General features: G+C 69.4%; 24 protein-coding genes and 4 pseudogenes. 13 read left to right on the top strand and 15 right to left on the bottom strand.

Annotated features, from left to right (window positions below; genetic code table 11):
* Positions 1 to 46: 46 nt before the first annotated feature.
* On the top strand, positions 47 to 418 hold the full coding sequence (locus tag K1X59_RS08130; protein ID WP_244632522.1) for a RidA family protein: 372 nt from the start codon (positions 47 to 49) through the stop codon (positions 416 to 418).
* Positions 419 to 489: 71 nt separating this feature from the next.
* Here K1X59_RS08130 and K1X59_RS08125 read toward each other — a convergent pair whose 3' ends face one another.
* From K1X59_RS08125 to K1X59_RS08105, 5 genes and pseudogenes are all read right to left on the bottom strand, one after another.
* The gene (locus tag K1X59_RS08125) at positions 490 to 1,566 is read right to left on the bottom strand and encodes a DNA polymerase IV (protein ID WP_183152423.1); all 1,077 of its coding nucleotides are present in this window, start codon (positions 1,564 to 1,566) and stop codon (positions 490 to 492) included.
* Positions 1,567 to 1,620: 54 nt separating this feature from the next.
* Positions 1,621 to 2,013, bottom strand: coding sequence for a DUF1304 domain-containing protein (locus K1X59_RS08120; RefSeq protein ID WP_183152422.1), 393 nt, complete (start codon positions 2,011 to 2,013; stop codon positions 1,621 to 1,623).
* A gap of 54 nt (positions 2,014 to 2,067) precedes the next feature.
* Positions 2,068 to 2,958, bottom strand: a complete 891-nt coding sequence (locus K1X59_RS08115; RefSeq protein ID WP_183152421.1) for a CPBP family intramembrane glutamic endopeptidase — start codon at positions 2,956 to 2,958, stop codon at positions 2,068 to 2,070.
* The gene (trmB, locus tag K1X59_RS08110; protein ID WP_220174120.1) at positions 2,955 to 3,680 is read right to left on the bottom strand and encodes a tRNA (guanosine(46)-N7)-methyltransferase TrmB; all 726 of its coding nucleotides are present in this window, start codon (positions 3,678 to 3,680) and stop codon (positions 2,955 to 2,957) included. Before trmB ends, K1X59_RS08115 begins: the two co-directional genes overlap by 4 nt.
* A 53-nt stretch (positions 3,681 to 3,733) precedes the next feature.
* Positions 3,734 to 4,572 (bottom strand): annotated as a pseudogene (locus K1X59_RS08105) (DUF3097 domain-containing protein).
* Positions 4,573 to 4,694: 122 nt separating this feature from the next.
* Between K1X59_RS08105 and K1X59_RS08100 the strand changes: the two are divergent.
* From K1X59_RS08100 to K1X59_RS08085, 4 genes and pseudogenes are all read left to right on the top strand, one after another.
* Positions 4,695 to 6,782: a YgcG family protein gene (locus K1X59_RS08100; RefSeq protein WP_220174119.1), complete on the top strand. Its 2,088-nt coding sequence runs from the start codon at positions 4,695 to 4,697 to the stop codon at positions 6,780 to 6,782.
* Positions 6,783 to 6,794: 12 nt separating this feature from the next.
* Positions 6,795 to 7,538 (top strand): PspA/IM30 family protein, encoded by a 744-nt coding sequence (locus K1X59_RS08095; RefSeq protein ID WP_183152418.1) that lies wholly within the window; start codon positions 6,795 to 6,797, stop codon positions 7,536 to 7,538.
* Between the two features lie 65 nt (positions 7,539 to 7,603).
* Positions 7,604 to 8,278, top strand: a pseudogene (locus tag K1X59_RS08090) (arginase family protein); the annotation flags it as partial.
* Between the two features lie 121 nt (positions 8,279 to 8,399).
* A complete protein-coding gene (locus tag K1X59_RS08085) occupies positions 8,400 to 8,843 on the top strand; it encodes a Fe-S oxidoreductase (protein ID WP_183152417.1) in 444 nt (147 codons plus the stop codon).
* 19 nt (positions 8,844 to 8,862) lie between these two features.
* Here the strand turns inward: K1X59_RS08085 and K1X59_RS08080 are convergent, their stop codons facing one another.
* From K1X59_RS08080 to K1X59_RS08070, 3 genes are read right to left on the bottom strand one after another with little or no spacing between them, the layout of a single operon-like run.
* Positions 8,863 to 9,333, bottom strand: coding sequence for an SIP domain-containing protein (locus K1X59_RS08080; RefSeq protein WP_183152416.1), 471 nt, complete (start codon positions 9,331 to 9,333; stop codon positions 8,863 to 8,865).
* A 33-nt stretch (positions 9,334 to 9,366) separates the two neighbouring features.
* A complete protein-coding gene (locus K1X59_RS08075; protein ID WP_183152415.1) occupies positions 9,367 to 10,119 on the bottom strand; it encodes a tyrosine-protein phosphatase in 753 nt (250 codons plus the stop codon).
* Complete coding sequence (locus K1X59_RS08070) at positions 10,116 to 10,592, bottom strand: carboxymuconolactone decarboxylase family protein (RefSeq protein ID WP_183152784.1); 477 nt, start codon at positions 10,590 to 10,592, stop codon at positions 10,116 to 10,118. Before K1X59_RS08070 ends, K1X59_RS08075 begins: the two co-directional genes overlap by 4 nt.
* 170 nt (positions 10,593 to 10,762) lie before the next feature.
* Here K1X59_RS08070 and K1X59_RS08065 point away from each other — a divergent pair, with 170 nt between their 5' ends.
* The 6 genes and pseudogenes from K1X59_RS08065 (at position 10,763) to K1X59_RS08040 (ending at position 16,711) form a co-directional block, all read left to right on the top strand.
* Entirely contained in the window at positions 10,763 to 11,689 is a 927-nt protein-coding gene (locus tag K1X59_RS08065) for an alpha/beta fold hydrolase (RefSeq protein ID WP_244632521.1), read from the top strand.
* Positions 11,690 to 11,782: 93 nt separating this feature from the next.
* On the top strand, positions 11,783 to 13,303 hold the full coding sequence (locus K1X59_RS08060) for an ABC transporter substrate-binding protein (RefSeq protein WP_183152413.1): 1,521 nt from the start codon (positions 11,783 to 11,785) through the stop codon (positions 13,301 to 13,303).
* Between the two features lie 17 nt (positions 13,304 to 13,320).
* Positions 13,321 to 14,271: an ABC transporter permease gene (locus tag K1X59_RS08055; RefSeq protein WP_220174118.1), complete on the top strand. Its 951-nt coding sequence runs from the start codon at positions 13,321 to 13,323 to the stop codon at positions 14,269 to 14,271.
* Positions 14,268 to 15,121 (top strand): annotated as a pseudogene (locus K1X59_RS08050) (ABC transporter permease); the annotation flags it as partial. The gene K1X59_RS08055 and the pseudogene K1X59_RS08050, both read left to right, overlap by 4 nt.
* Positions 15,122 to 15,131: 10 nt before the next feature.
* Positions 15,132 to 15,926, top strand: coding sequence for an ABC transporter ATP-binding protein (locus K1X59_RS08045; RefSeq protein ID WP_220174117.1), 795 nt, complete (start codon positions 15,132 to 15,134; stop codon positions 15,924 to 15,926).
* Positions 15,923 to 16,711 (top strand): ABC transporter ATP-binding protein, encoded by a 789-nt coding sequence (locus K1X59_RS08040; RefSeq protein WP_220174116.1) that lies wholly within the window; start codon positions 15,923 to 15,925, stop codon positions 16,709 to 16,711. Before K1X59_RS08045 ends, K1X59_RS08040 begins: the two co-directional genes overlap by 4 nt.
* 15 nt (positions 16,712 to 16,726) lie before the next feature.
* Here K1X59_RS08040 and K1X59_RS08035 read toward each other — a convergent pair whose 3' ends face one another.
* The 4 genes from K1X59_RS08035 to K1X59_RS08020 form a co-directional block, all read right to left on the bottom strand.
* Positions 16,727 to 17,344: a GNAT family N-acetyltransferase gene (locus K1X59_RS08035; protein WP_183152411.1), complete on the bottom strand. Its 618-nt coding sequence runs from the start codon at positions 17,342 to 17,344 to the stop codon at positions 16,727 to 16,729.
* Positions 17,345 to 17,348: 4 nt separating this feature from the next.
* Positions 17,349 to 18,062, bottom strand: a complete 714-nt coding sequence (locus K1X59_RS08030; RefSeq protein ID WP_183152410.1) for a uracil-DNA glycosylase — start codon at positions 18,060 to 18,062, stop codon at positions 17,349 to 17,351.
* Entirely contained in the window at positions 17,962 to 18,846 is an 885-nt protein-coding gene (locus K1X59_RS08025; RefSeq protein WP_258567179.1) for an SDR family oxidoreductase, read from the bottom strand. Before K1X59_RS08025 ends, K1X59_RS08030 begins: the two co-directional genes overlap by 101 nt.
* Positions 18,847 to 18,908: 62 nt before the next feature.
* Positions 18,909 to 19,520: a hypothetical protein gene (locus K1X59_RS08020; RefSeq protein WP_220174115.1), complete on the bottom strand. Its 612-nt coding sequence runs from the start codon at positions 19,518 to 19,520 to the stop codon at positions 18,909 to 18,911.
* A gap of 261 nt (positions 19,521 to 19,781) precedes the next feature.
* Between K1X59_RS08020 and K1X59_RS08015 the strand changes: the two genes are divergently transcribed.
* Together K1X59_RS08015 and K1X59_RS08010 are read left to right on the top strand one after the other, a co-directional pair.
* On the top strand, positions 19,782 to 21,104 hold the full coding sequence (locus K1X59_RS08015) for a bifunctional o-acetylhomoserine/o-acetylserine sulfhydrylase (protein ID WP_183152407.1): 1,323 nt from the start codon (positions 19,782 to 19,784) through the stop codon (positions 21,102 to 21,104).
* 143 nt (positions 21,105 to 21,247) lie between these two features.
* Positions 21,248 to 22,452: pseudogene (locus K1X59_RS08010) on the top strand (homoserine O-acetyltransferase).
* A gap of 21 nt (positions 22,453 to 22,473) precedes the next feature.
* Here K1X59_RS08010 and K1X59_RS08005 read toward each other — a convergent pair.
* From K1X59_RS08005 to K1X59_RS07995, 3 genes are read right to left on the bottom strand one after another with little or no spacing between them, the layout of a single operon-like run.
* Positions 22,474 to 23,085: an NUDIX hydrolase gene (locus K1X59_RS08005; protein WP_183152406.1), complete on the bottom strand. Its 612-nt coding sequence runs from the start codon at positions 23,083 to 23,085 to the stop codon at positions 22,474 to 22,476.
* 51 nt (positions 23,086 to 23,136) lie between these two features.
* Positions 23,137 to 24,366, bottom strand: coding sequence for an MFS transporter (locus tag K1X59_RS08000; RefSeq protein WP_183152405.1), 1,230 nt, complete (start codon positions 24,364 to 24,366; stop codon positions 23,137 to 23,139).
* A gap of 9 nt (positions 24,367 to 24,375) precedes the next feature.
* Complete coding sequence (locus K1X59_RS07995) at positions 24,376 to 24,708, bottom strand: thiamine-binding protein (protein ID WP_183152404.1); 333 nt, start codon at positions 24,706 to 24,708, stop codon at positions 24,376 to 24,378.

The raw sequence follows: 24,708 nt of genomic DNA, 5'->3' as shown, positions 1-24,708 counted from the left end.
CGACATCGGGGTTACCGTTGTCCGTCCTCCGGAGCAGAGTGTGCACATGGAGATCACACTCACTCAGCCGGAGGGGCTCGTCGTCAGCCCTGCGTTCAGTCACGTCGCCGTCGTGCCGCCCGGAGCGACGACGATCTATGTCGGCGGCCAGAACGGGGTCGACGCCACCGGTGCCGTCGTCTCCACGGATGCCGGAGAGCAGTCGCTCCGCGCCGTGGAGAACGCGCGCATAGCGCTGGAATCCGCTGGCGCAGGACTCGACGACGTCATCAGCTGGACCGTCCTGATCCACCAGGATGCCGACCTTCGCGCCGCGTACGGCGCCGTCGGTGCGAGACTCGCACGCGACGGCGCACCTCCCTGGTCACGGCGGCGCTCGTGGCGGGTCTGGGAGTACCGGGGGCGCTCATCGAGGTGAGTGCCGTGGCCGCGGTGATCCGCGGGTGAGCCCGGCCGGTCGAGCTCACCTGCCGTGGGCCGCCCGATCGCTCAGATCCTCCCGCGCACGGGTGTCCGCTCGACGTCGTCCGCCGCGTCGGGCATCGTCATCTCCGCACGCACGCCGAGCAGACGCACCTCCCGGTCGACGTCGAGGGCGGCCGCGAGTGCGAGCGCCGCGGCGACGAACTCGTCCCGGTCGCCGGTGGGGGCCGGCAGCTTCCGGCCGGACGTCTTGGTCTCGAAGGGCGCGTAGCGGACCTTGAGGTGCGCACGGACGACGGGTCGGCCCTCCGCCGCGCAGTCGTCGAACGCCTGCACGGCGAGCTCCCGGACCGCGGACTCGACCTGTTCGGGTGTGGTGAGGTTCTCCTGGTACGTCGTCTCACGGCTGTGGCTGCGGGCGACCCAGGGGGTGTCGTCCACGACGCTCGGCCCCAGGCCGGATCCGAGTCCGTGATACCAGACACCCATGCGCGGTCCGAACTCCGCGATGAGAGTCTGCTCGTCCGCATCGGCGAGGTCACGAACCGTGGCGATCCCGTGCGCGGCCAGACGCTTCTGCACCTTCGAGCCGATGCCCCACAGATCACGGGTCGACTTGGCGCCCATCACCTCGAACCAGTTCTCCGCGGTGAGCCGGAAGATCCCGCCGGGCTTGCCGAACTCGGTCGCGATCTTGGCGCGCACCTTGTTGTCGCCGATGCCGACCGAGCAGTGCAGTTCCGTCGCCTCGAGGACAGCGGCCTGCGCGGCGCGCGCGACCCCTTCCGGATCGTCGGTGGAGACGCCGAGGAAGCACTCGTCCCAACCGACGATCTCGACCACGACGTCGGGCAGGGCACGCAGCGCTGCCATGACCTCCCCGGAGGCGATCCCGTACGCCTCATGGTCGACGGGGAGGAACACCGCGTCCTCGGGGGCCTTCCTGGCGGCGATCTTGAGCGGCATGCCAGAGCCGATGCCGAATGCGCGGGCCTCGTACGATGCGGTGGACACGACGGCGCGCTCGGTGGGGTCGCCACGGCCGCCGACGATCACCGGCCGCCCTGCGAGCTCCGGCCTTCGGAGCACCTCGACGGCGGCGATGAACTGATCCATGTCCACGTGCAGCACCCAGTCGGCCATGCATCGAGTGTGACGGGTACCGGCGCGGCTGTCACCCCGGGAATGGGACGGCTCTCAGCCGGCGGCCACCCCGATGGCCGTCACGACGACCGCGAGCAGCGGGAGCGTCCCCTGCATGGCGGCCGCACGCACCTTCGTCCGGTCCGAGAGCACCAGCACGAGCGCGGCGGCGAGCATCATGGCGGTGCCGGCGAACACCAGGGTCAGCCCGACCGTCTGCGCGCCCACGATCACCAGGCCGATGCCGAGCAGCGTCGTCAGCGCCAGGAAGAGGTTGTAGAAGCCCTGGTTGAAGGCGAGCTGCTTCATCGTGACGGCGTCCGCCTCGCTCGCGACACCGAAGATCTTCCTCGTCTCCGGTTCGGTCCACCTCAGCGACTCGAGCGCGAAGATGAAGACGTGGAACGCAGCGGCGGCTGCGGCGAGGACGAGTCCGACGATGAGCATGGCCTGATTCTCTCGTCCCCACGACCGCTCGGCAACCTGAGCTCTCGCCGCCCCTCAGACGAGGAAGATCGGCAGGAGGCCGGGGTTGTGTGCGTGCACGAGCACGGCGAACACCACGGCGTCGAACAGCAGGTGCACGGTGACGACGTAGGCGAGCGAGTGCGTACGGAGGAAGATGTAGCCCTGGAGGAGCGCGAACGGGATCGTCAGCAACGGTCCCCACTCGCGGTAGCCCAGCTCCCACAGGAACGACACGAACACGATCGCCTGCAGCAGGTTCGCGAGCAGGTCGGGAAAGTGACGGCGCAGGAGGGCGAACACCGTGCAGATGAAGAAGAGTTCGTCCCAGATGCCGACGGCGCCGACGCCGACGAAGAGGCGCGCGATGAGGTCCGGCGTGTCGACCACCGGCCAGTTCTGGTAGACCCCGCTGGTGATGAAGTAGAACGGCAGGATCAGCCAGCCCAACACGAGCACGGCCACGAGCCAGCCCCACTGCAGCCGACCCCAGCGCCGATGCGTCCGCCACGGGAAGCCGATGGCACGGTCGCGGTAGACGAACCGGGAGATCGCATACGGCACCGCGACCGCCCCGCCCAGAGCCAGCGTGAACCGCAGCATCGCGAGGTTGTCGAGCTCGGCGGCGAGCGGGATGATGCTGACGATCAGCAGACCGACGGCGATCAGGGACAGGTCGCGGGTGAGCGAGGGCGGGCGATGCACGCCGAGCACCTTCGCGGTATCCCGACGCGCTCCCATGCTCACGACCTGATCCTCGGCGTGGCGGCCGCGCTCGAGCAGCCACGAGGCACCGATGCCGAGCGCCAGCAGCGCCCACCCCAGCCACGGGATCTCGAGCACGAAGAACGCCGGGGCCGCGGCGCACACGAGCAGTGCGGGCAGGATGCGCAGCCTCGTCGTCGTGGCGCGCCGCACCTCGGTCACGGGCGCGCCCGGCGCCGATAGACCAGGTCGCGGATGTCTCGCCCCTTGGCGATGCCCTTTCGTTCGAAGGCCGTCATCACGCGGCCGTCGAAGCGTTCTGCCCACTCCCCCTCGAAGGCGCGCTCGAACAGCGGTTCGGCGTCGAGCACCTCGCGCATCTGGAGCGCATAGTCCTCCCAGTCGGTCGCGAGTCGCAGCAACCCGCCGTCGCGCAGAGCCCGCGCCGCGGTGTCGCCGAACCCGGCACGGACCAGGCGCCGCTTGGTGTGCTTCTTCTTGTGCCAGGGGTCGGGGAAGAAGATCCAGACCTCGCGTGCGGCAGCCTCGGGCAGGTACGACGAAAGCACTTCCGGCGCATTCGCCTCGACGACGCGCAGGTTGCGGGCTCCCTCGCGGTCGGCGTCGAGCATCGTCCTGGCCAGACCCGCGCGGAACACCTCGACCGCGAGGAAGTCGTCATCGGGTCGGGAGGATGCGGCCGCCACGATCGCGTGGCCCTGCCCCGAGCCGATCTCGACGTACAGGTCGGCTTCCCGGCCGTACTCGGTCACAGGGTCGAGGCGCGCTTCGGGGTGCACCGACGTCCACGCGACGTCGCGGGGGACGTCGAGCAGATAGTGCGGCCCGAGTTCGGCGAAGGCGCGTTCCTGAGCGTCGGACATCCGGCCGCTGCGGCGCACGAACGACACCGGTTCGTCACGGAAGGTACGGGGTTCGGGCATGATTCCAGGGTAGCCGCCGCCGTCGTCGGTCCTCGCTCCCTGACGCGGCGGACTCAGGTCGCCGGCGCGGTCACGAAGTCGATGAGCTCTTCCACCCGGCCGAGCAGCGCCGGCTCGAGGTCGCGGTACGTGGTGACCTTCGACAGGATGTGCTGCCAGGCGCGCCCGGTGTCGCCCTGGGTCTCGTGGGGCCAGCCGAACGCCCGGCAGATCCCGGTCTTCCAGTCGGTGCCGCGCGGGATCTCGGGCCACTTCTCGATGCCGAGCGCGCGCGGGGTCACGCACTGCCAGACATCGACGAACGGGTGCCCGACGATGCGGAGGTGCCTCCCGTGCGGGCCGCGTGCGATGGCCTGCGCGATCCGTGTCTCCTTCGACCCCGGCACGAGGTGATCCACCAGGACGCCGTAACGACGCGTCGCGCTGGGGGCTCGGCCGCCAGCAGCTCGTCGAGCAGGTCGATGCCCTGCAGGAACTCGACGACGACTCCCTCGACGCGCAGATCGGCACCCCAGACCTTCTCGACGAGCTCGGCGTCGTGCTTGCCCTCGACGAGGATGCGACTGGGGAGGGCCACCCGTGCGCGCTGGTCGGAGACGACGAACGAGCCCGATGCCGTCCGCCGTGGTCCCTGTTCCTTCGCCGCGGGGACCACGAGTCGGACCGGAGCGCCGTCGATGAGGAAACCGCCCCCGAGCGGGAACAGCCGTCGGCGGCCGAGGCGATCCTCCAGCTCCACGGTGCCGCCGTGCACCCGGGTGACCGCACCACAGAACCCGTCGTCGGCGACCTCCACGACCAGATCGGCTTCTGCGGCGACCTGCGCCACCTGCTTCGCACCGCGGTCGCGCCAGCCGGGTGCCAGCACATCCGAACCGTACATGTCGTCCATGCCTTCCAGCGTATGTGCCTCCGCTGACGGCGAACGGTGATCAGGGGCCCGGAGCTGTCGCGTGTCGTGGTCTGTGCATAGACTCGTGACATGGGGCTCGGCTGCCGGTCGGAGGGAACACGATGACGAAACGGTGGCTCGCGCTGGCCGCACTCGCACTGGCCGCCGCGATGGGGACGCTCTCCGCATCCGCCGCCTCCGCCACCGACCCGGTGACGCTCGACGCCGGGTTCGTCACCGATCAGGCCGACGTGCTCAGCGCCGATGAGGAGGCGACGGTCGAGGCGCGCCTCCAGGAGCTGACCGACAACTCCACGGCCGACCTCTTCGTGGTGCTCGTCGACGACTTCACGAACCCGAGCGACAACGTCGAGTGGGCCGACACGGTAGCGGAGGCGAACAACCTCGGCACCGACCAGTACCTGCTCGCGATCGCCGTCGACGGCCGCAACTACTACATCTCCGCTCCTGCCGACGGTCCGCTGAGCTTCGGCCAGCTCGACGACATCGAAGAGAAGATGGTCCCCCTCGCCGCCGACGGCGACTGGGTAGGCGCCATCACCCTCGCCGCCGACGAGATCCAGGGCGACGGCGGCGCAGGGGCGATCCGCACGGTCCTGATCGTCGTCGCGATCATCGCCGTCGGCTTGCTCCTCTGGCTCATCATCGCGCTGGTGCGGCGGTCGCGCCGCAACGCCGAGGTCCGCAGGCGTGGCGCCATGCCGGAGAAGCCCGATCCCGCCGATCCCTTCTCCACGCTCACCGATCAGCAGGTCGAGACGCAGGCGGGGCTCGCCCTCGTACAGGCCGACGACGCGATCACCTCCAGCAAGGAGGAGCTCGGCTTCGCGGTCGCCCAGTTCGGAGAAGGCGCCACCGAGGAGTTCACCCGTGTCGTCGAGGCGGCGAAGGCGAAGATCGCCGAGGCGTTCGATCTCCAGCAGAAGCTGGACGACGAGATCGAGGACACTATCCACGACCGACGCGCGTGGCATATCCGGATCATCCAGATCGCGGCAGAGATCGACGACGTGCTGGACGACAACACCGAGGCTTTCGACGCGCTCCGCAAGCTCGAGCAGAACGCGCCTCAGGAGCTCGAACGCGTACGAGGCGAACGCGCGGCGCTCGATCCCGTGCTCGCGGCCGCCGCGCCCGCACTGGCGACGCTGTCGGCGACCTACGCTCCTGACGCGCTCGGCACGATCGCGGACAACCCGGCGCAGGCACAGGAGCGGGCGGCTCTGGCCGATCGCTCCATCGCCGCCGCGACTCAGGCGATCGCCGCCGGTCGATCCGGCGAAGCGGCCTTCGCGATCCGCACCGCAGAGCAGTCCGTCGCGCAGGCCGCTCAACTCGCGCAGGCCGTCACCACCCTCGGCAGCGAACTCGCCGGGATCGAGACTCAAGCGCAGGCACTCGTCACCGAGCTGCAGGGAGACCTCGCCGCCGCGCAGCAGCTCCCGGATGCCGATGGCACGATCGCCGCCGCGGCGTCGGCGACGGCCCGCCAGCTCCAACTCGCACAGGCGGATCTCGCAGGTACTCCCCGCAACCCGCAGCGCGCGTTCGAGGCCCTCACGGCTGCGAACACCCAGATCGACGCCGCCATCGCCCGCGGCCGCGAGGGCGTCGAGCGCTCGCGTCGTGTGCAGCAGATGCTCGAGCAGACCCTCGCCCAGGCCAACTCCGAGATCCGCGCGGCCCGCGAGTTCATCGAGACCCGCCGCGGCACGGTCGGGTCCACCGCTCGCACCCGGCTCGCGAGTGCCGAGGCGAGCCTCGCCCAGGCCGCGAACCTGCGCGCCACCGATCCGGAGGCCGCACTGTCCGAGGCGAACCGCGCCCTGGCCCTTGCCGGGCAGGCGACGTCGGCCGCGCAGTCCGACGTGCAGTCCTACCGTCCGAGCAGCGACGACGACGGGTGGGGCGGCCTCTTCGGCGGCTCGGGTTCGTCGTCGGGCGGCTCGGGAATCGGCGGCGACATCCTCGGCGGCATCATCGGCGGCTTGCTCGCCGGCGGTGGCGGCGGGTCGTCGCGGCGGAGCGGCAGCAGCGGCTGGCGCTCGTCAGGGGCGGCGGACTCCGCAGCTCCGGCTTCGGCGGCGGCGGTTCCCGCGGCGGAGGCGGCCGCAGCGGTCGATCCGGAGGTAGACGCTTCTGATCCCCTACACAGACACATACGACAAGCTCTCGAAGACGCCCTCTGAAAGGAACCACGCATGACCAAGCAGTCCATCTTCGGACGTATCTCGACCCTCGTCCGCGCGAACATCAACTCTCTGCTGGACTCTGCGGAAGACCCGCAGAAGATGATCGACCAGCTGGTTCGCGATTACACGAACAGCATCGCCGACGCGGAGTCCGCGATCGCCGAGACCATCGGCAACCTGCGCCTCCTCGAGCGCGATCACGAAGAAGACGTCCAGGCCGCGACCGAGTGGGGCAACAAGGCGCTCGCCGCCAGCCGCAAGGCCGACGAGATGCGCGCCAGCGGCGACGCCACGGATGCCGACAAGTTCGACAACCTCGCCAAGATCGCCCTCCAGCGCCAGATCAGCGCCGAGCGCGAGGCCACCGGTGCCGAGCCGCAGATCGCGGCGCAGACCGAGATCGTCGACAAGCTCAAGAGCGGCCTGAACGGCATGAAGGACAAGCTCGTCGAACTCAAGAACAAGCGCAGCGAGCTCCTCGCCCGCGCCAAGGTCGCCGAGGCGCAGACGAAGGTGCAGGACGCGGTGGGGTCGATCAACGTGCTCGACCCCACCAGCGAGCTGGGCCGGTTCGAAGACAAGGTCCGCCGCCAGGAGGCCATCGCGCAGGGCAAGATCGAGCTGGCAGCGTCCAGCCTCGACGCGCAGTTCGAGAGCCTGGAAGACCTCGGCGAGCTCACCGAGGTCGAGGCCCGTCTCGCCGAGCTCAAGGCCGGCGGCAGCGCTCCCCGTCAGGCCATCGAAGGCAACTGACACGATCAGCGGATGCCCCGGGCTGCTCGCTCGGGGCATCCGCGCTCTTCTTCCCGGAGGCACCCATGGTGCGATTCCTCGTCGTCCCGCAGTGGCAGGGGTCTCCTGCGCCGCGCGCGATGCTCCTCATCGACGGCGCCTCCGCGATCGCCGGTGACCTTCCCCGTGCGGCGACGACGGTGCTGGAGGTGCCGGTCGAGGCCGGAGAATCCCTCGGCACCGGCGTCCGTCGCCTCAGCGCTCTGCTGCGCACGCGCGAACTCGTCCACGGTCATATCGACGCCGACACCGTCGTCATCGGCGGCGACTGCAGCGTGACGGTGGCGGCTCTCGACGCCCTCCCTGGGGGCACGGGCGATCTCGCGGTCGTCTGGTGCGACGCCCACGCCGACATGCACACGCCCGAGACCTCGCCGTCCGGCGCCTTCTCCGGCATGGCCTTGCGCGCTGCTCGGCGATGGCGAGGAGCAGCTCGCGCTCTCCCCGCGATCCCCGCCGAGCGCGTCGTCACGGTCGGGGTACGCAATCTCGACGACGCGGAGGTCCCGCAGCTCGACCCGCTGACGAACCTCTCGGTCGCCGACCTGGACCGACCCGATGCGCTGCTCGAAGCCGTGCGCGGGACCGGCGCCGCGCGTGCGTGGGTCCACATCGATGTGGACGTGCTCGATCCGCCGGACTTCTCCGGGGTCTCCTCCGCGGTGCCCTTCGGCCTCTCTCCGGCAGCACTCGCCACGGCGATCCGGGTCCTCCGTGCGGAGATCCCGCTGGCGGGCGCGACGATCGCGGGCTTCGCCCCCGGTCGCCCGCCGATGCCGTCGATGACCTGGGTGCCCTGCTGCGCCTGGTCGGGGCCGTGGCGTGACCCCGCGCTCGGACTGGCGCCCTGCTGCCGACGAGGCACTCGCCCGCGGACGGCGGGCCGACCTTCGCATCCCGTCATTCCTGCTGCGGTCGCCGATCAGCCGCCTCGGCTACGCGTGGGGCACCGCCGTGGGGTGGTTGTGGGGCTCGCTGTGGAGCACCGGTCCCGTGGAGCGCCGTGCAGGACTCTGGATCTTCCGCGGCATGCCCGCGTGGACCTTCAATCGCGGCGGGGTGTGCGTCGGTGGCTGCTTCCTGACCGGAGATGAGCGTCCGAGCGATGCCGTGCTCCGCCACGAGGCCGTGCACAAGGCGCAGTGGCTCCGCTACGGTTTCCTGATGCCCGTCCTGTATCTGTTCGCGGGGCGTGATCCGCTGCGCAACAGATTCGAGATCGAAGCGGGTCTGGAAGACGGGAACTACGTGCGGCGCACGCGCTGACCGCGATCGGCGGTGCGACTCAGTGCGGGGCGGGCAGCAGGCCGAAGCGCTCGGGGGCCTGGATGAGCGCCGGGGAGATCTCCAGCGAGCTCGTGAGGTGCTCGACGATGTCGGCGGTGCCGAGGTAGCCGCCGAGCAGGGTGACATGCGTCTCGATCTCGTCGTCGCACATCATCTCGTCGGCCCAGGCGCAGGTCGCGCGGGCCAGGGCCTGCCCTGGTGCGCAGGAACGACCGCTTCCCGGAGTTCCGGAACGCTGCTCGCGGGCGAGCCAGGTGACGGTCATGCGGCCAGGCGCCTGGATCACTCCGATATCGGCGACTTCGGGCACCTCGATGAAGATGCGCCCGGATGCGCAGAGCGGCAGCGTCGTCAGGAACACCTCGAGTTCGGCGAGCGACTGCTCGTCTGCCGTCACCAGGTGGTGCGCCCGCTGACGGGCCGCGCGGCGTTCGGCTCGCGTGCTGCGGGTCTCGAGGGAGGTGTTCATGATGCCTCCATCGTACACCAAGAGAAGGCTTGCCTAACCTTGCTCCTGCGAGGAGTGTTCGTGGGGGGCGCCGCCTTCACTCGGCTCGACGAGGACGGCCCTCAGCGCTGCGAGTTCCTCCTCGGTCATCCCGTTGGCGCGCAGGTACCCCGCGGCGGATCCCCATCGCTCATCGACCTCTTCGAGCAGATGACGCATGACCGGCGCGGGCGATTGCGTCGCGAGAGCCACCGCGTGCACCGCTTCCGGATGCTGGGTGCGCAGATACTCGGCGATGCGCTGCGACCGCTGCGCGGGGAGCTGCGATTCGGTGAGCGCGTAGTCGGCGATCACCGCTTCCCTCTCGGCACCCACCGCAGAGAGGGCGAGCGCCACCGTGACGCCCGTGCGGTCCTTGCCCACCGTGCAGTGCACCAGGGTCCGCTCCCCCGCCGCGATGATCCGGATCGCGTCGACGATGCGATCTCCGCTCTCCTCGAGCAGGTGCAGATACAGCTCATCGAGACTCGTGTCCGCCTCGAAGAAAGAGCGGACCGACCCGAGGAACAGCGGAAGGTGCGTGGTGTCGGGGCCCTCGATCTCGGTCGGCTCCGCCGCGACCTCCTCGCCGTCGCGGAGGTCGACGATGTGCGCGACGTTCGCACGCAGCATCGCCGCTCCGCTCGTCGTCGCGCCGGACAGCTGACCCGACCGCAGCAGGACACCGGAACGGATGCGTCCGCCCGCCGTGGGGATGCCGCCGACATCGCGGACGTTCGTCACGCCCTCGACATCGAGGATGGTCATACCTCGGCCTTCGGTGCGCGTGCCGGGACGGGGTAGCGTCCGGCGATCACGACACGGTTGAACGCATTGATCGAGACGCAGGCCCAGCTCAGAGCCGCGTACTCCTTCTCTGTGAACACGCTGCCGACCAGGTCGTAGACCTCATCCGAGACACCGTCCTCGGAGATGAACGTGAACGCCTCGGCGAGTTCGAGCGCCGCGCGCTCCCGCTCGCTGAACACGCCGCTTTCACGCCAGGTCGGGATCTGGGTGAGCGTGTCGGTGTCGATGCCGGCCGCGACGGCGCGATCGACGTGGATCCGCGCGCAATAGGCGCATCCGTTGAGCTGGGAGCAATGGATCATGACGATCTCCTTGAGGCGATCGTCGATGCCGTTCGCGGCGCAGATCTGTCCGACCGTCTTGGAGAACGCATCGAGTGCCTGATAGGCGGCAGGCTCGGTCTTGGACAGGTGCACACGCGTCTCGCTCATGCCTCCATGATATTCGCCGTCCGTCCGCACGGGCCCACCTGGCGCGATGACGCGGAATGCAGAAAGACAAGACATGACGGTGAACAGCACGCATAAAGCGCATATGTTACGCATCAATGATGGGCACTCTGCTCTCGCATTTCTCTCGCGATGTCGCAAGGGCGCAGAATGTGGACGTGGCGATCGACAACAGCGAGTTCAGCTATCTTCCCGCACAGGCCGACGCACTCGGCGTCCCCCTCCCCCCGGTGGAGCGCCTGACGCTCCCCCTCGCCGACGGACGCACTCTGAGCGCTCTCCGTTTCGGCACGGACACTCCGCACGTGACGCTGCTGCACGGCGCGGGCCTGAACGCACACACCTGGGACACCACGGCCCTCGCTCTGGGACAGCCGCTGCTCGCGATCGACCTCGCCGGTCACGGAGATTCCTCGTGGCGCGACGACCAGGACTACACACCGCGAACCCTCGCGCGTGACGTGGCCGAAGCCCTCGAAGCCTGGTCGCTTCCGCCGCAGCTAGTCGTCGGACAATCGCTCGGCGGCCTCACCGGTGCGGCGCTCGCCGCGTCACGCCCCGACCTGGTGTCGGAGCTCGTGATCGTCGACATCACTCCGGGAATCGATGTGACCGCGGGTCCTGCCGCCCTCCGCGCGTTCTACGAGGGCCCCACCGACTTCGCGACTCGCGATGAGCTCGTCGACAAGGCGATGTCGCTCGGTTTCGGCGGCAGCCGCCCCGAGACCGAACGCGGCGTCTTCCTCAACACGCGCGTGCGCCCCGACGGACGCATCGAATGGAAGCATCACTTCGCACATCTCGCCGCGCAGTCCCTCGCCGCCCACGACCCCGGACCCTCCGCGACACCGTCGGCGCTGCATGAGACCGGGTGGGACGACCTGGCCGGTGTCGAGGCCCCGCTCACGCTGGTCCGCGCGGCGCGCGGATTCGTGAGCGAATCGGATGCCGCCGAGTTGCAGCGCCGTGTCCCCTCCGCGCGCCTCATCACCCTGGAGGCGACGCACAACGTCCAGGAGACGGCGCCCGTCCCCTTGGCCTCGCTCATCGGCTCCGCGTCCGCCGCGCGCGGAATATGACGATTCGTTCCACACCCGACCCGCACCCCGCCACGCAACTCTAGGCTCGATCCAACGGCACACAGCATCTGCCGCACCGAGAGGAAACACCCCATGTTCCGACGCACCCGACGTCTCGCGCTGATATCCGCGCTCGCAGCCACCGCGGTGGTGCTCAGCGCCTGCGCAGGCTCTTCCGCGCCGCAGCCGTCGACGACCACGGGAGCGCCCGACCCCGATGCGACCCTGCACGTCGGCCTGGTCCTGGAGCCGACCAACCTCGACATCCGCCACACCAGCGGCGCCGCCCTCGAGCAGATCCTGATCGACAACATCTACGAGGGTCTGGTCAGCCGCACTCAGGAGAACGAGATCGAGGGCCGCCTCGCCTCCGACTACACGGTGTCCGACGACGGCCTGACGTACACGTTCACCCTGAACGACGGTGTCGCGTTCCACGACGGGACGGCGCTCACGTCGGCCGACGTCGTCTCCTCATACGAGACGGTCCGCACGGACGCGACGGTGCAGGGCAACGCCGATTTCGCCTCCGTCGCATCGATCACCGCGCCGGATGCGACAACGGTCCAGATCGTCCTCGCCGCTCCGAACCAGAACTTCCTGTTCGCGTTGACGGGGCCCGCCGGGCTGGTCTTCAAGACCGGCGACACGACCGACCTCAAGTCGGCGGAGAACGGCACCGGGCCCTTCACGCTGACCCGGTGGAACAAGGGCAGCACCATCACCTTCGCGCGCAACGACGACTACTGGGGCGAGAAAGCAGGCGTCGCCCAGGTCGAGTTCCAGTACATCCCCGACTTCACGGCCGGCGTCAACGCCGCACTCGCGGGCGACGTCGACGTGCTCACCGCAGTCGACCCCAACCTCGCGCCGCAGCTCGAGGATTCCGGCGACTTCGCACTCACGAAGGGCCGCACGACCGACAAGGCGACGCTCGCCTTCAACAACAAGAAGGCACCGCTGGACGACGTCCGCGTGCGCGAGGCGCTGCGGCTGGCCATCGACCACGAGGCCCTCATCGAAGCGGTCGGAGCCGGGACGACCCTGTACGGACCGATCCCGGAACTCGACCCCGGCTACGAAGACCTGTCGGATGTGATCTCCTACGACCCCGACAAGGCGAAGGAGCTGCTCGCCGAAGCGGGCCAGGAGAACCTCGACCTCACGCTCACGATCCCCTCGTTCTACGGAACGACCGTGCCGAAGGTACTGATCTCCGACTTCAAGAAGGTCGGCGTCTCCCTCGAGGTGAACTCGGTCGAGTTCCCGACCTGGCTGGAAGACGTGTACACCAACCACGACTACGATCTCAGCTTCGTGCTGCACGTCGAGCCGCGCGACTTCGGCAACTTCGCCAACCCCGACTACTACTTCGGCTACGACAACGCCGAGGTGCAGGAACTGTACGCGCAGGCGCTCGCGGAGGTCGACCCGGACAAGTCCGCCGAGCTCCTCGCGCAGGCCGCGCGCATCGTGTCTGAGGACCACGCGGCGGACTGGCTGTACAACGGCGAGACCATCACCGCGGTGAGCCCGATCGTCGCCGGCTTCCCTGAGGACTCGATCAACTCGCGCATCAACCTCGCCGGAGTCACCGTCTCCGCCGAGAAGTAATCGGCGACGACACCTCCGTGATCCGCTACACGCTCGTCCGAGGAGCCCTGCTCATCGCAGGGCTCCTCGTGTCGAGCGTGCTCATCTTCCTCACCCTTCGCGTGTTCCCCGGTGACGTCGCCCAGTTGATCGCCGGCACCCAGGCCTCTCCGGCCGAGGTCGACGCTCTCCGCGAGTCGCTCGGCCTGAACCGCCCGCTGTTCGCGCAGTACACCGACTGGATCGGCGGCATCTTCCGAGGCGACCTCGGAACCTCGCTCCTCTCGGGCGCCTCCGTGAGCGAGGAGTTGCTCCTCAAGGCCCAGGTCACCGTGCCCCTCGGCATCATGTCGCTGCTCATCGCCGTGCTGATCGCCGTCCCGTTCGGCATCCTCGCCGCACTCCTCCGCGGTCGTCGCGGCGGCACAGCGCTCAGTGTCGGTGCTCAGGCGCTGGCCGCGGTGCCCGTCGTGTGGGCGGGCATGATGCTCATCGTCGTGTTCTCCGTGTGGCTGGGCTGGTTCCCGCCGCAGGGCTTCCCCCGCACCGGCTGGTCCACACCCTGGCAGGCCATCGAGTCCCTGCTGCTGCCGGCGCTGACGATCGGCATCGTGGAGGGGGCGATGCTCATGCGCTTCGTCCGCAGTGCGACCCTCCAGGCGGCCGGGCAGGACTTCGTCCGCACCGCCGCCGCGAAGGGACTCACCCGCACGCGTGCGCTGATCCAGCACGGGATCCCCGCGGTCGGACTGTCGATCGTGACGGTGCTCGGGCTCCAGGTCGCCGGCATCATCGTGGGGTCGGTCGTGATCGAGCAGCTGTTCACCCTCCCCGGTATCGGCCGCATGCTGGTGGCCGACGTCGGAACCCGCGATCTCATCAAGGTGCAGAGCGAGCTCCTCGTGCTGACCGGTTTCGTGCTGATCGTGGGTTTCCTGGTCGATCTCCTGCACCGTGCGATCGACCCCCGTCAACGGGAGGCCGCATGATGCCGCGCTGGCTCGGCAGGCTCTGGGGCACCTCGACAGGTCGCTTCGGCGTCATCGTGGTCGCCGTGATCGCACTCACCGCCGTCGTGGCGCTGTTCTGGACCCCGTTCGACCCTCAGTCCTCGGACATCGGCGACCGCTGGCTGCCGCCGAGCTGGCCGCACCTTCTCGGCACCGATGACACCGGCCGCGACATCCTGAGCCTGCTGATGGCCGGCGCCAGGACGACCGTCTTCGTGAGCGTCGGCGCCGGGATCGTCGCCACACTCGTCGGCATCGCGCTGGCGGCTCTCGGCGCCCTGACCGCACGATGGATGCGGGAGACCGTCGCGGTGCTCGTCGACATCCTGATCGCCTTCCCCGTCCTGCTGATCGCGATGATGATCTCCTCGGTGTGGGGCGGTTCGCTCTGGGTCGTGATCTGGGCGGTGGGCATCGGGTTCGGCGTGAACATCGCCCGCGTCACCAGGCCCGAACTGCGTCGCGTGCAGCAGAGCGACTTCGTGCTGGCCGCCCGCGCGGCGGGGCTCACCCGTCGCAGAGCCTCGTGCGGCACCTGCTGCCCAACGTCGCGCCGGTGTTCATCGTGCAGCTGTCGTGGTCGATGGCCGTGGCCGTCCTCGCCGAAGCCGGCCTGTCGTACCTCGGTTTCGGCGCATCGGTGGTCGAACCGAGCTGGGGTCTGCTCCTCGCCGATCTGCAGCGTTACATCGGCGTGCATCCGCTGTCTGTGATCTGGCCAGGACTCGCCATCACGATCACGGTGCTCGCCCTCAACCTCCTCGGCGACGGGCTGCGTGAAGCGACCGACCCCACCCTGCGGCACCGCGCCGCCGAGATCCACACTCCGGGGTGGTCGCATGAGTCTCTCCGTGCAGGATCTGGTGATCGAGATCGACGGGCGCCGCGTCGTGGACGGCATCTCCTTCGAGGTTCCGGACGGCGCGCGACTGGGCCTGATCGGCGAGTCCGGATCGGGCAAGTCGCTGACCGCCCTCGCCGTGCTGGGTCTGCTCCCCGACGGGGCGACCGCGAGGAGCGGCAGCATCCGCTGGAACGGCATCGAACTCATCGGAATGCCCGACAGCGAACTGGCGAAGCTGCGCGGCGACGACATCGGCATCGTGTTCCAGGAACCGCGCACCGCACTGAATCCCATCCGCACCGTCGGCAGGCAGATCGCGGAGTCGATCCGCATCCACGAAGGTCTGGGCCGCAGAGAGGGCAGAGAGCGCGCGATCCGGGAGGCCGCGCGCGTGCGACTGCCCGATCCGGAGACCATCGTCGACAGGTATCCGCACCAGCTCTCCGGCGGCCAGCGGCAACGCGTCGCGATCGCGATGGCGCTCGCCTGCCGACCCAAGCTGTTGATCGCGGATGAGCCGACGACGGCCCTCGACGTCACGATCCAGGCCGAGATCCTGTCGCTGCTGCTCTCCCTCGTCGCCGACGAGGGCATGTCGCTCGTCTTCATCACGCACGATCTCGCGGTGCTGGCACAGGTCGCGACAGAAGGTGTCGTGCTGGAACACGGCCGTGTGGTGGAGGCCGCCCCCGTCTACACGCTCCTCTCGACGCCCGCGTCTCCGATCACGCAGGGTCTTCTCCGCGATGCGACGGCGACGTTGTGGCGGCCGGACGGCGGTGTCGCATGAGCCTGATCGAAGCCAGGGGTCTGCGTCGGGACTTCTTCGTCCCGAAGCGCGCGACGTTCGAACGCACGCGCACGCAGACCGCGCTGGCCCCGACCGACCTCGACGTCGTGGAGGGCTCGTCTGTCGGCATCATCGGCGAGTCGGGATCGGGGAAGTCGACCCTGGTCCGGCTGCTGCTGGGCCTGGATCGGCCGACGGCGGGCACGGTGTCGATCGACGGTCGCCCCGTGGACGCGACCGCCTCGGCGAAGTCGCTGCACTGGCTGCGCCGCGAGACCGGACTGGTCTTCCAAGACCCGTATGCCTCGCTCGACCCTCGGATGACCGCAGGGCAGATCGTCCGGGAACCGCTGTGGGCGCTGGGCATCGACGGAGACCATCGTGCGCGGGTGCGCGAGGTCCTGGCGCAGGTCGGGCTCGAGTCCGACGCGGGCGACCGCTATCCGCATGAGTTCTCTGGCGGTCAGCGGCAGCGGATCGCCCTGGCCCGCGCGATCGTGCATCGACCACGCATCCTCGTCGGCGACGAGCCGCTGTCGGCCCTCGACGTGACGGTGCGCGCGCAGATCCTCGAACTGCTGATCGAGCTGCGGAAGACGACCGACCTCACGCTCCTGCTCGTGTCGCACGACATCGGGGTGGTCCAGAACCTGTGCGACACGGTCGTCGTGATGAAGGACGGGCACATCGTCGAGCGCGGCCCGACGCAGGACGTGCTCCTGCACCCGACCCAGGACTACACGAAGACGCTGCTCGCCGCGATCCCCGTCATCCCGGATCGCTGAGGCTCTCGGCGGGTGTCAGCGTCGGGCGCCGAAGAGCGAGCCCCGTCGTCTCCCTGTGGGTGTGAGCGCACGTCGCATGTAGACGGTGCCGAGGTCGCGGCCGAACTTGTGCCCGACCCGCCCCATCCGTCCCGCCTCGACGAAGCCGAGCTTCTCGTGCAGGCGGATCGACGCCTCGGCTCCGCGGTCGCTGATCACCGCGACCATCTCTCGGAGTCCGATCTGCTCGCACGCGTCGATGAGCGCCTGCAGCAGCACCGCGCCGAGGCCCTTGCCGCCTGCGCCGGGCCCGAGGTAGATCGAGTCCTCCACCGTGTACTTGTAGGCGTTCTTGCCCGCCCATGGCTGTGCGAGCGCATATCCGATCACCACGCCGGCCGGTGAGACCGCGACGAGGAACGGCAGTTGCAGCCGGGTGAGCAGCGCATATTTCTCGCGCCAGTACGGGATGCTGCTGCGCCGCTCGTCGAGCGTGACCGCCGAGTTGCTGACGAAGTGGTTGTAGATCTCCCGCACATGAGGAAGGTCGGCGGGCCGAGCGGCGCGGATCGTGTAGGAGAACACCTCCGGCGCGACATCAGGGCGCAGATGGCGCGGGAGGACGCGACGACGGTCCCCCGGTTCGAACTGCATGCGCTCAGCTTAGAGACGGAGGGGCTTCGCCTTCCACCCTCCAGTCGACCGGCGCGGCACCCTGCTCTTCGAGGAGGGTGTTCGCGCGGGAGAACGGGCGGGAGCCGAAGAAGCCCCGACTCGCCGAGAGCGGAGACGGATGCGCCGAGGCGATGACGGGCGTCGACCCGAGCATCGGCTGCAGATTCGCCGCGTCCCGCCCCCACAGCACGGCGACGAGCGGCTGATCACGCGCGACCAACGCGCGGATCGCGAGCTCGGTCACCTTCTCCCAGCCCCAACCGCGATGCGAGGCCGCAGCCCCTGGACGGACGGTGAGCACGCGGTTCAGCAGCAGCACGCCCTGGTCGCTCCACGCCGTCAGGTCGCCATGCGGCGCTGGCGGGATCCCGAGGTCGCTCTCGCGTTCCTTGTAGATGTTCGCGAGGCTGCGGGGCAGCGGGCGCACGTCGCGGTCGACAGCGAACGACAGACCGATCGGATGCCCCGGCGTGGGATACGGGTCCTGGCCCGTGATCAGCACCCGCACGTCGGACAGCGGCCGCTGGAACGCCCTGAGCACGTTCTCCCCGGCGGGCAGGTAGCCGTGCCCCGCCTGCTGCTCGGCACGGAGCCGGTCACCGAGTGCGGAGATCACGTCCTGCACAGGAGTGAGCGCCTGCGTCCAGCCCGGATCGATCCGGCCATCCGCCGCGAGCTCGGCGAGTGATCGCGCCATCGTCAGTCGATGGATCGCACACGCAGGGGCCGCGCGCGAGCAGATGCTGGGCCGACTGGGCGACGGGTCGCATCGTGATCAGGTCGAGGTTCACGTGCCCGGGCGACTCGAGGGCGTAGGCGATCACGTCGGCGACATCGTCGGCGACGAGAGGTGCCTCGACCCCGGCGTACACGGCCTCGGCGGCCACGGAGTCCCCACCGAGACGGTTCAGGGTGAACTCCTCGGTGTGGACCATGCCGGGCGCGACCTCGACGACGCGGATGGGCTCGCCGTTCAGCTCCTGACGCAGCACCCGCACGAGCATCGCCTCTGCAGCCTTCGCCGCGTTGTACCCGGCGCCTCCTGCGTACGCCGACTGCGCGGCCGTCGAGGTGACGAAGATCGTGTCGGCGTGACCGTCGGCCGACGCGGCCTTGCGCAGCAGCGGCAGCAGCCCCGCCACGAGCCGCTGAGTCGCGAGCACGTTCGCCTCGAACATCCACTGCCAGTCCTCGACCGCGGCGTCCTCGATGCGGTCGGTGCCGCGCGCTCCACCGGCCACCTGCACGAGAGCGTGGACAGGCCCCGACGCGGCGAGCTGCTCGACGAGAGCGTCGACGGCGGCGGAGTCGGTCAGATCACACGCGATGGCGGAAGCCCCGGTGGCTGCGGCGAGCGCGGACAGCCGGTCCTCGCGTCGCGCCACGCCGACGACGTCCCATCCACGCGCACGGAGCGCGCGCACCGTCGCCTCCCCGATGCCCGAGCTCGCACCTGTCACCACTGCACGTCTGTTCACCATGCCTCCACCGTACGATGTTCGCGGCCCTGCGCGGACAGACACCGCGCCTTCGCGCGAATCTCTCAGAACAGGGTGGCGGTGCGCGTGTGCACGAACCCGTCGGTGGGGCTGCCGGTCGACGTCACGGTGACCGACACCCCGGAGTGCAGCGGCGTCGGGCCGAGGATGCCGAACGTCACGTGCGTCACCCCCTGCCCCGGGAGGCTTCCGGCGTAGGCGAGCGTGTACGTCACGGTGCCGTCGCCATTGTCCGAGACGCCGGCGGCGGTCCAGGTCGGATCCGTGTTCGGGAGTGCGGGGACGGTGGGGCTCGAGCCGCCGGCGTTGGCGATCACGACGGGAGCGAGCGTTCCGGCGTCGGCCAGTGCGAACGTGACCGTGACCGTGCCGCTGGTGATGTCGGCGACCGGGAGCGACGCGGCCTGCGTGTCATCGTTGCGGAGTTGCAGCGATGCACCGTAGTAGTCGGGGTTCACCCACGTGCCGCCCTGCATGGTCTCGATCACGAAACGGCCAAGCGCGGCGGTCGAAGCCGCCGCTGCCGGGGTCGCGACGGCGACGGCGACGACAGGGAGCGACCACGCGGCTCCGATGAGCACCGTCCGCCGCGCGACGCCCGGTCTCGACGCCTCACGCCCGCTGAGGACACTGGTCGGTTCCGACTCGGCAGTCATCTGACGTTCCCTCCTCGCTCCGACGTGCGCGGTCGTGAGCACTTGAGCCACACAGTACAGAAATCCTTCGCGACCCGATACCCGCACTCCGGATGTCGGTCGCGCGTCGATCCTGTCGCTCCATCCGCCGCAAACCGCGTGATTCCGGGCCTCAGCCGTGTTACGTCACATTTCCCGGGTGTTGTTGACAACGAGCGGAGTTCCGTACTCTCGCTTCAACGGCATCCGCCATCCGACCTTCCGACCTCCTGGGGGAACATCATGTCCGCACCCGAGTCCTGGCGCTTCGAGACCAAGCAGATCCACTCCGGTGCTGCCCCCGATCCCGTCACGAAGGCCCGCGCGACGCCGATCTACCAGACCACGTCGTACGTGTTCGACAGCGCCGACCACGCGGCGAACCTCTTCGCCCTCGCGGAGTTCGGCAACATCTACACGCGCATCCAGAACCCCACGCAGGACGTGCTGGAGCAGCGTCTCGCCGCGCTGGAAGGCGGCACCGGCGCCCTCGTGCTCGCCAGCGGCCAGGCGGCCTCGACCTTCGCGATCCTGAACATCGCACAGGCCGGCGACCACTTCGTCGCCTCGAGCTCCATCTACGGCGGGACATACAACCTCTTCAAGTACACGCTCGCGAAGCTCGGCATCGAGGTCACGTTCGTCGAGAACCAGGACGACCCGGAGGAGTGGCGCCGCGCCGTCCGCCCGAACACCAAGCTGTTCTTCGCCGAGACGATCGGCAACCCGCAGATCAACATCCTCGACATCCGCACGGTCGCCGACATCGCGCACGACAGCGGCGTCCCGCTCATCGTCGACAACACGATCGCGACCCCGTACCTGATCCGTCCGTTCGAGTTCGGCGCCGACATCGTCGTGCACTCGGTCACGAAGTTCCTCGGCGGCCACGGCACCACGATCGGCGGCGTCATCATCGACGGCGGGAAGTTCGAGTGGTCGAAGAACGTCGACCGGTTCCCCGGCCTCACGGTTCCCGACCCCTCGTACCACGGCGCGAGCTACACCGCCGCGGTCGGCGACCCGCTCGCCTACATCATCAAGGCCCGCGTGCAGCTGCTGCGCGACCTCGGTTCGGCCATCGCCCCGCAGAGCGCGTGGAACCTCATCCAGGGTGTCGAGACGCTCTCGCTGCGCATCGAGCGCCACGTGCAGAACGCCCAGGAGATCGCCGAGTGGCTCGACGGCCGCGACGACGTCGCGACGGTCAACTACTCCGGCCTGCCCTCCTCCCCCTGGTACGCCAAGGCCAACGAGTACGCGCCGAAGGGCGTCGGCGCGGTGCTGTCGTTCGAGCTGAAGGGCGGCGTCGAAGCCGGCCGCGAGTTCGTGAACAGCCTGTCCCTGTTCAGCCACCTCGCGAACATCGGCGACGTGCGCTCGCTCGTCATCCACCCCGCCTCGACCACGCACGCGCAGCTGACGCCGGAGCAGCAGCTCACGGCCGGAGTCACGCCGGGCCTCGTGCGCCTGTCGGTCGGCATCGAGAACATCGACGACCTCAAGGCCGACCTCGACCAGGCTCTCGCCGCGGCCCGCGCCGTGTCGGAGGCCGCTCGCGCCTGACCCGCACCGCCTCGACGATGCCCCGGACCGCACGGCCCGGGGCATCGTCATGTGCGGGTTCCCTCTGCGCCCGTGCGGAGCAGACCCGAAACCCGGGTCGTAACCTGCCGCCGTCGGGCATCCGGCCACGCGAGAATGGATGCATGGACTGGCAGACGACCTCCGAGGACACGGTGCCGTCGGCGCCCGTGACGGAGGCCGACGTGCGGCTGCTCCGTGCCCGCCCCCGGCGACGGGCGCATGGCGCGACGGCGACCCCGTCGGCGGCCGACGCTTCGCCGCGTTCGGGCCGTTCTCCACGGAGAGCCGCGCCGAGCTGCCCGGCATCCGCATCGCCTACGAATCCTGGGGCGAGCTCAACGCCGCCCGCGACAACGCGGTCCTCGTGCTCCATGCCCTCACCGGGGACAGTCACGTGCGTGGTGCCGCGGGCGCCGGCCACCCCACCGTCGGCTGGTGGGAGGACATCACCGGTCCCGGTGCTCCGCTCGACACCGACCGTTGGTTCGTCATCGCCCCGAACATGCTCGGCGGCTGCCAGGGGTCGACGGGGCCGGCCAGCGTCGCCCCCGACGGCTACGAATGGGCCTCCCGCTTCCCGTACCTGACCATCCGCGATCAGGTGGCGGCGCAGGTGCGGCTCGCCGACGCGCTCGGCATCGACAGCTGGGCGGCCGTCATCGGCGGTTCCATGGGCGGAATGCACGCCCTGGAGTGGGCGGTCGCCCACCCCGAACGCGTGCGACGTCTCGCGGTGCTCTCCTCACCGCCGGTCACGACAGCAGACCAGATCGCTCTGAACACCGTGCAGCTCGAGACCATCCGCATGGATCCGCGCTTCCAAGGCGGCGAGTACTACGACCTCGGCGACGGCGAGGGCCCGCACCGGGGACTCGCTCTGGCACGGCGCATGGCGCTGCTGAACTACCGCAGCCCGATCGAGCTCAACCAGCGGTTCCAACGGTCCTGGCAGTCGGATGTCTCCCCGCTCGGTCATGGAGGACGCTTCGCAGTGGAGTCCTACCTCGACTTCCACGGCAACAAGTTCACACGTCGCTTCGACGCCAACAGCTACATCACCCTCGTCGAAGCCATGAACTCGCACGACGTCGGACGAGGGCGGGGCGGCGTCGAAGAGGCGCTGCGTGCGGTCACGGCGACCACCCTGGTCCTCGGCATCGACAGCGACCGTCTGTTCCCGGTGGACGGGCAGCAGCGCATCGCCCGCAGCATCCCGGACGTGATCGGCGGGGAGGCCGTGGTGCTCGCCAGCGACTTCGGCCACGACGGGTTCCTCATCGAGACGGACGCGGTCGGCGCGAACCTGCGGCGCCTGCTCGACAGCTGAGCCCGATGCACGAGTCGCGGCTCAGCCGGCGATGAACCGCCACGGCAGGGTGCCGGCTTCGAGTCGTCCCTGCTCCCAGGCGAAGACCTGTCCTGTCTCCGAGCCGAGCACCCGTGTCTGGAACAGCTGCGCAGCCCCACCGGAAGACAGGACGGACCGCGCATCGGTGAACGCCGAGAGCTGGTGCAGGGTCATCCAGGTCGGCGGATACAGCGTCCACTCCCCTGCTCCGTGCCGGGCCAGCGCCTCCTGCGGACGGACCCAGGCGACCTCGGCCACTTCGTCGGCGGACGGCGAGACCTCGGCATCGGGTGCCTCCGCGAGGAAGAACCAGGTGCGGATCCGGGTCGGCGCCTCGAGGGGCGGCTGCCACTCGGAGAACATGACGAGGTCGTCGACGTGAAGGCCGACCTCCTCGAAGGTCTCGCGGACCGCGGCGCGGCGTGCCTGTTCGACCTCGCCGTCGCCCGGATGCCGGTCCGCCTGGTCGACCTTGCCGCCGGGGAAGACCCACGCGCCGGCGAAGGATCCTCGTTCGGGACGGCGCATGACGAGCACCTCGAAGCCCTCGTCCACCGCACGCACGAGTACGGCGGTGCCGGCGAGAGGCAGGGGACGATCGGCTGTGCTCACCCCGTCACTCTATGACGCACCGGCTACGACGCGACGGCTATCACGCGACCGCTACGACGCGACGAGCTGCGGGACCGCTGGACGGCGCCTTTCGACCCGATAGGAGAGCAGAGCGATGAGCAGTCCGGCCACCGCGAGTGCCGCCCCGGTCCATGCGGGCGCCGTGAAACCCCACCCTGCCGCGATGACCACACCCCCGAGGAAAGCGCCGAGGCTGTTGCCGATGTTCAACGCCGAGTGGTTCATCGCCGCCGCGATCGACTGGTTGTCCCCTGCGACGTCCATGAGCCGTGTCTGGATCGTCGGGCTCAGGATCGACGAGACGAAGCCGACGACGAGCACCAGCAGGCCGAGGGTCACGATCCAGAACGCCAGCAGCGCGAGCAGCACGAACACGACGCCCATCGCCGCGAGGCCGAGGAGCAGAGTGCGTCGCAGGTCGATGTCGGCGAGATGCCCCCCGACGAGGTTTCCGGCCGTCATCCCGAGGCCCATCAGGACGAGGACGATCGGCACCGCCCACTCCGGGGATCCGGCGACCTCGGTCACGAGCGGCGCGATGTAGCTGTAGACCGCGAAGAATCCGCCGAAGCCGATCGCGCCGACCCCGAGCGTGAACCACACCTGAGGGATGCGGAACACGCGCAGCTCCTGGCGCATCGTTCGACCGGGATCTCCAGGATGCTCGGGCACGAACAGCGCGATGAACAGCGTCGCCAACGCGAACACCAGCGCGACGACCGCGAAGGCCGCCCGCCACCCCCACTGCTGCCCGAGGAACGTCCCCAACGGCACACCGACGACGTTCGCGACCGTCAGACCGGTGAGGATGAACGCGACGCCCTTCGCTCGTTTGCCCGGCCCCATGACGTCGGCGGCGACGAGCGCACCGATCCCGAAATAGGCACCGTGCGGAAGGCCTGCGAGGAACCGTGATGCGGCGACCAGCTCGAAGCTCGGGAGCACGACCGTGAGCGCATTGAACAGGGCGAGCGACAGGGCGAGCACGATCATCACGCGATGCCGCGGATAGCGCGCTACGAAGCCGGCGATGGTCGGAGCACCCACCACGACGCCGAGCGCATACAGCGAGATGAGCCATCCGGCCTGACTCAGCGCTTCTTCCTGGCTGGTCGCCCAGAGCGCAGGCAGCAGGTCTGCGGCGATGTTCGGCAGCAGCCCCATGACCACGAACTCGGTCATGCCGATGCCGAAACTGCCGATGGCGAGAGAGAGGAGCGCCCACTTCGCCGCACCCCTCGATTCAGTCGAGGGATTCACCGGTACAGCTTAGCGGTCGCCTGAGTCCTCGATCGCCGCCTCGAGACGTTCGATCTTGGCGTCCAGCTCGCCCGAGTAGCCGGGGCGGATGTCGGCCTTGAGCACGAGCGAGACGCGCGAGCCGAATGGCATGACCGCCTCGGTGGCGCGCTTGACCACGTCCATGACCGTGTCCCAGTCCGGGCCCTCGATCTCGGTGAACATGCTCGTGGTGCGGTGCGGCAGTCCCGACTCGCGCACCACACGCACGGCGGCGGCGACGGCGTCGTGCACGGAGGCGTCAGTGCGCTCGGTCCCCTCGGCGGGGACGCCGCTGGGGGCGACGGAGAAGGCGATCAGCAT

This window comes from Microbacterium sp. Se5.02b, assembly GCF_019464375.1.
Lineage (GTDB): Bacteria > Actinomycetota > Actinomycetes > Actinomycetales > Microbacteriaceae > Microbacterium.
This window is presented reverse-complemented; position numbering and strand designations above follow the sequence as displayed.

What these genes read in the sequence shown, in the direction of transcription:
- K1X59_RS08130 (WP_244632522.1), top strand. Translation starts at nt 47, where the DNA reads ATGGAGATCACACTCACTCAGCCGGAGGGGCTCGTCGTCAGCCCTGCG.
- K1X59_RS08125 (WP_183152423.1), bottom strand. Translation starts at nt 1,566, where the DNA reads ATGGCCGACTGGGTGCTGCACGTGGACATGGATCAGTTCATCGCCGCC.
- K1X59_RS08120 (WP_183152422.1), bottom strand. Translation starts at nt 2,013, where the DNA reads ATGCTCATCGTCGGACTCGTCCTCGCCGCAGCCGCCGCTGCGTTCCAC.
- trmB (WP_220174120.1), bottom strand. Translation starts at nt 3,680, where the DNA reads ATGCCCGAACCCCGTACCTTCCGTGACGAACCGGTGTCGTTCGTGCGC.
- K1X59_RS08100 (WP_220174119.1), top strand. Translation starts at nt 4,695, where the DNA reads ATGACGAAACGGTGGCTCGCGCTGGCCGCACTCGCACTGGCCGCCGCG.
- K1X59_RS08095 (WP_183152418.1), top strand. Translation starts at nt 6,795, where the DNA reads ATGACCAAGCAGTCCATCTTCGGACGTATCTCGACCCTCGTCCGCGCG.
- K1X59_RS08080 (WP_183152416.1), bottom strand. Translation starts at nt 9,333, where the DNA reads ATGAACACCTCCCTCGAGACCCGCAGCACGCGAGCCGAACGCCGCGCG.
- K1X59_RS08075 (WP_183152415.1), bottom strand. Translation starts at nt 10,119, where the DNA reads ATGACCATCCTCGATGTCGAGGGCGTGACGAACGTCCGCGATGTCGGC.
- K1X59_RS08070 (WP_183152784.1), bottom strand. Translation starts at nt 10,592, where the DNA reads ATGAGCGAGACGCGTGTGCACCTGTCCAAGACCGAGCCTGCCGCCTAT.
- K1X59_RS08060 (WP_183152413.1), top strand. Translation starts at nt 11,783, where the DNA reads ATGTTCCGACGCACCCGACGTCTCGCGCTGATATCCGCGCTCGCAGCC.
- K1X59_RS08045 (WP_220174117.1), top strand. Translation starts at nt 15,132, where the DNA reads ATGAGTCTCTCCGTGCAGGATCTGGTGATCGAGATCGACGGGCGCCGC.
- K1X59_RS08040 (WP_220174116.1), top strand. Translation starts at nt 15,923, where the DNA reads ATGAGCCTGATCGAAGCCAGGGGTCTGCGTCGGGACTTCTTCGTCCCG.
- K1X59_RS08035 (WP_183152411.1), bottom strand. Translation starts at nt 17,344, where the DNA reads ATGCAGTTCGAACCGGGGGACCGTCGTCGCGTCCTCCCGCGCCATCTG.
- K1X59_RS08030 (WP_183152410.1), bottom strand. Translation starts at nt 18,062, where the DNA reads ATGGCGCGATCACTCGCCGAGCTCGCGGCGGATGGCCGGATCGATCCG.
- K1X59_RS08025 (WP_258567179.1), bottom strand. Translation starts at nt 18,846, where the DNA reads ATGGTGAACAGACGTGCAGTGGTGACAGGTGCGAGCTCGGGCATCGGG.
- K1X59_RS08020 (WP_220174115.1), bottom strand. Translation starts at nt 19,520, where the DNA reads ATGACTGCCGAGTCGGAACCGACCAGTGTCCTCAGCGGGCGTGAGGCG.
- K1X59_RS08015 (WP_183152407.1), top strand. Translation starts at nt 19,782, where the DNA reads ATGTCCGCACCCGAGTCCTGGCGCTTCGAGACCAAGCAGATCCACTCC.
- K1X59_RS07995 (WP_183152404.1), bottom strand. Translation starts at nt 24,708, where the DNA reads ATGCTGATCGCCTTCTCCGTCGCCCCCAGCGGCGTCCCCGCCGAGGGG.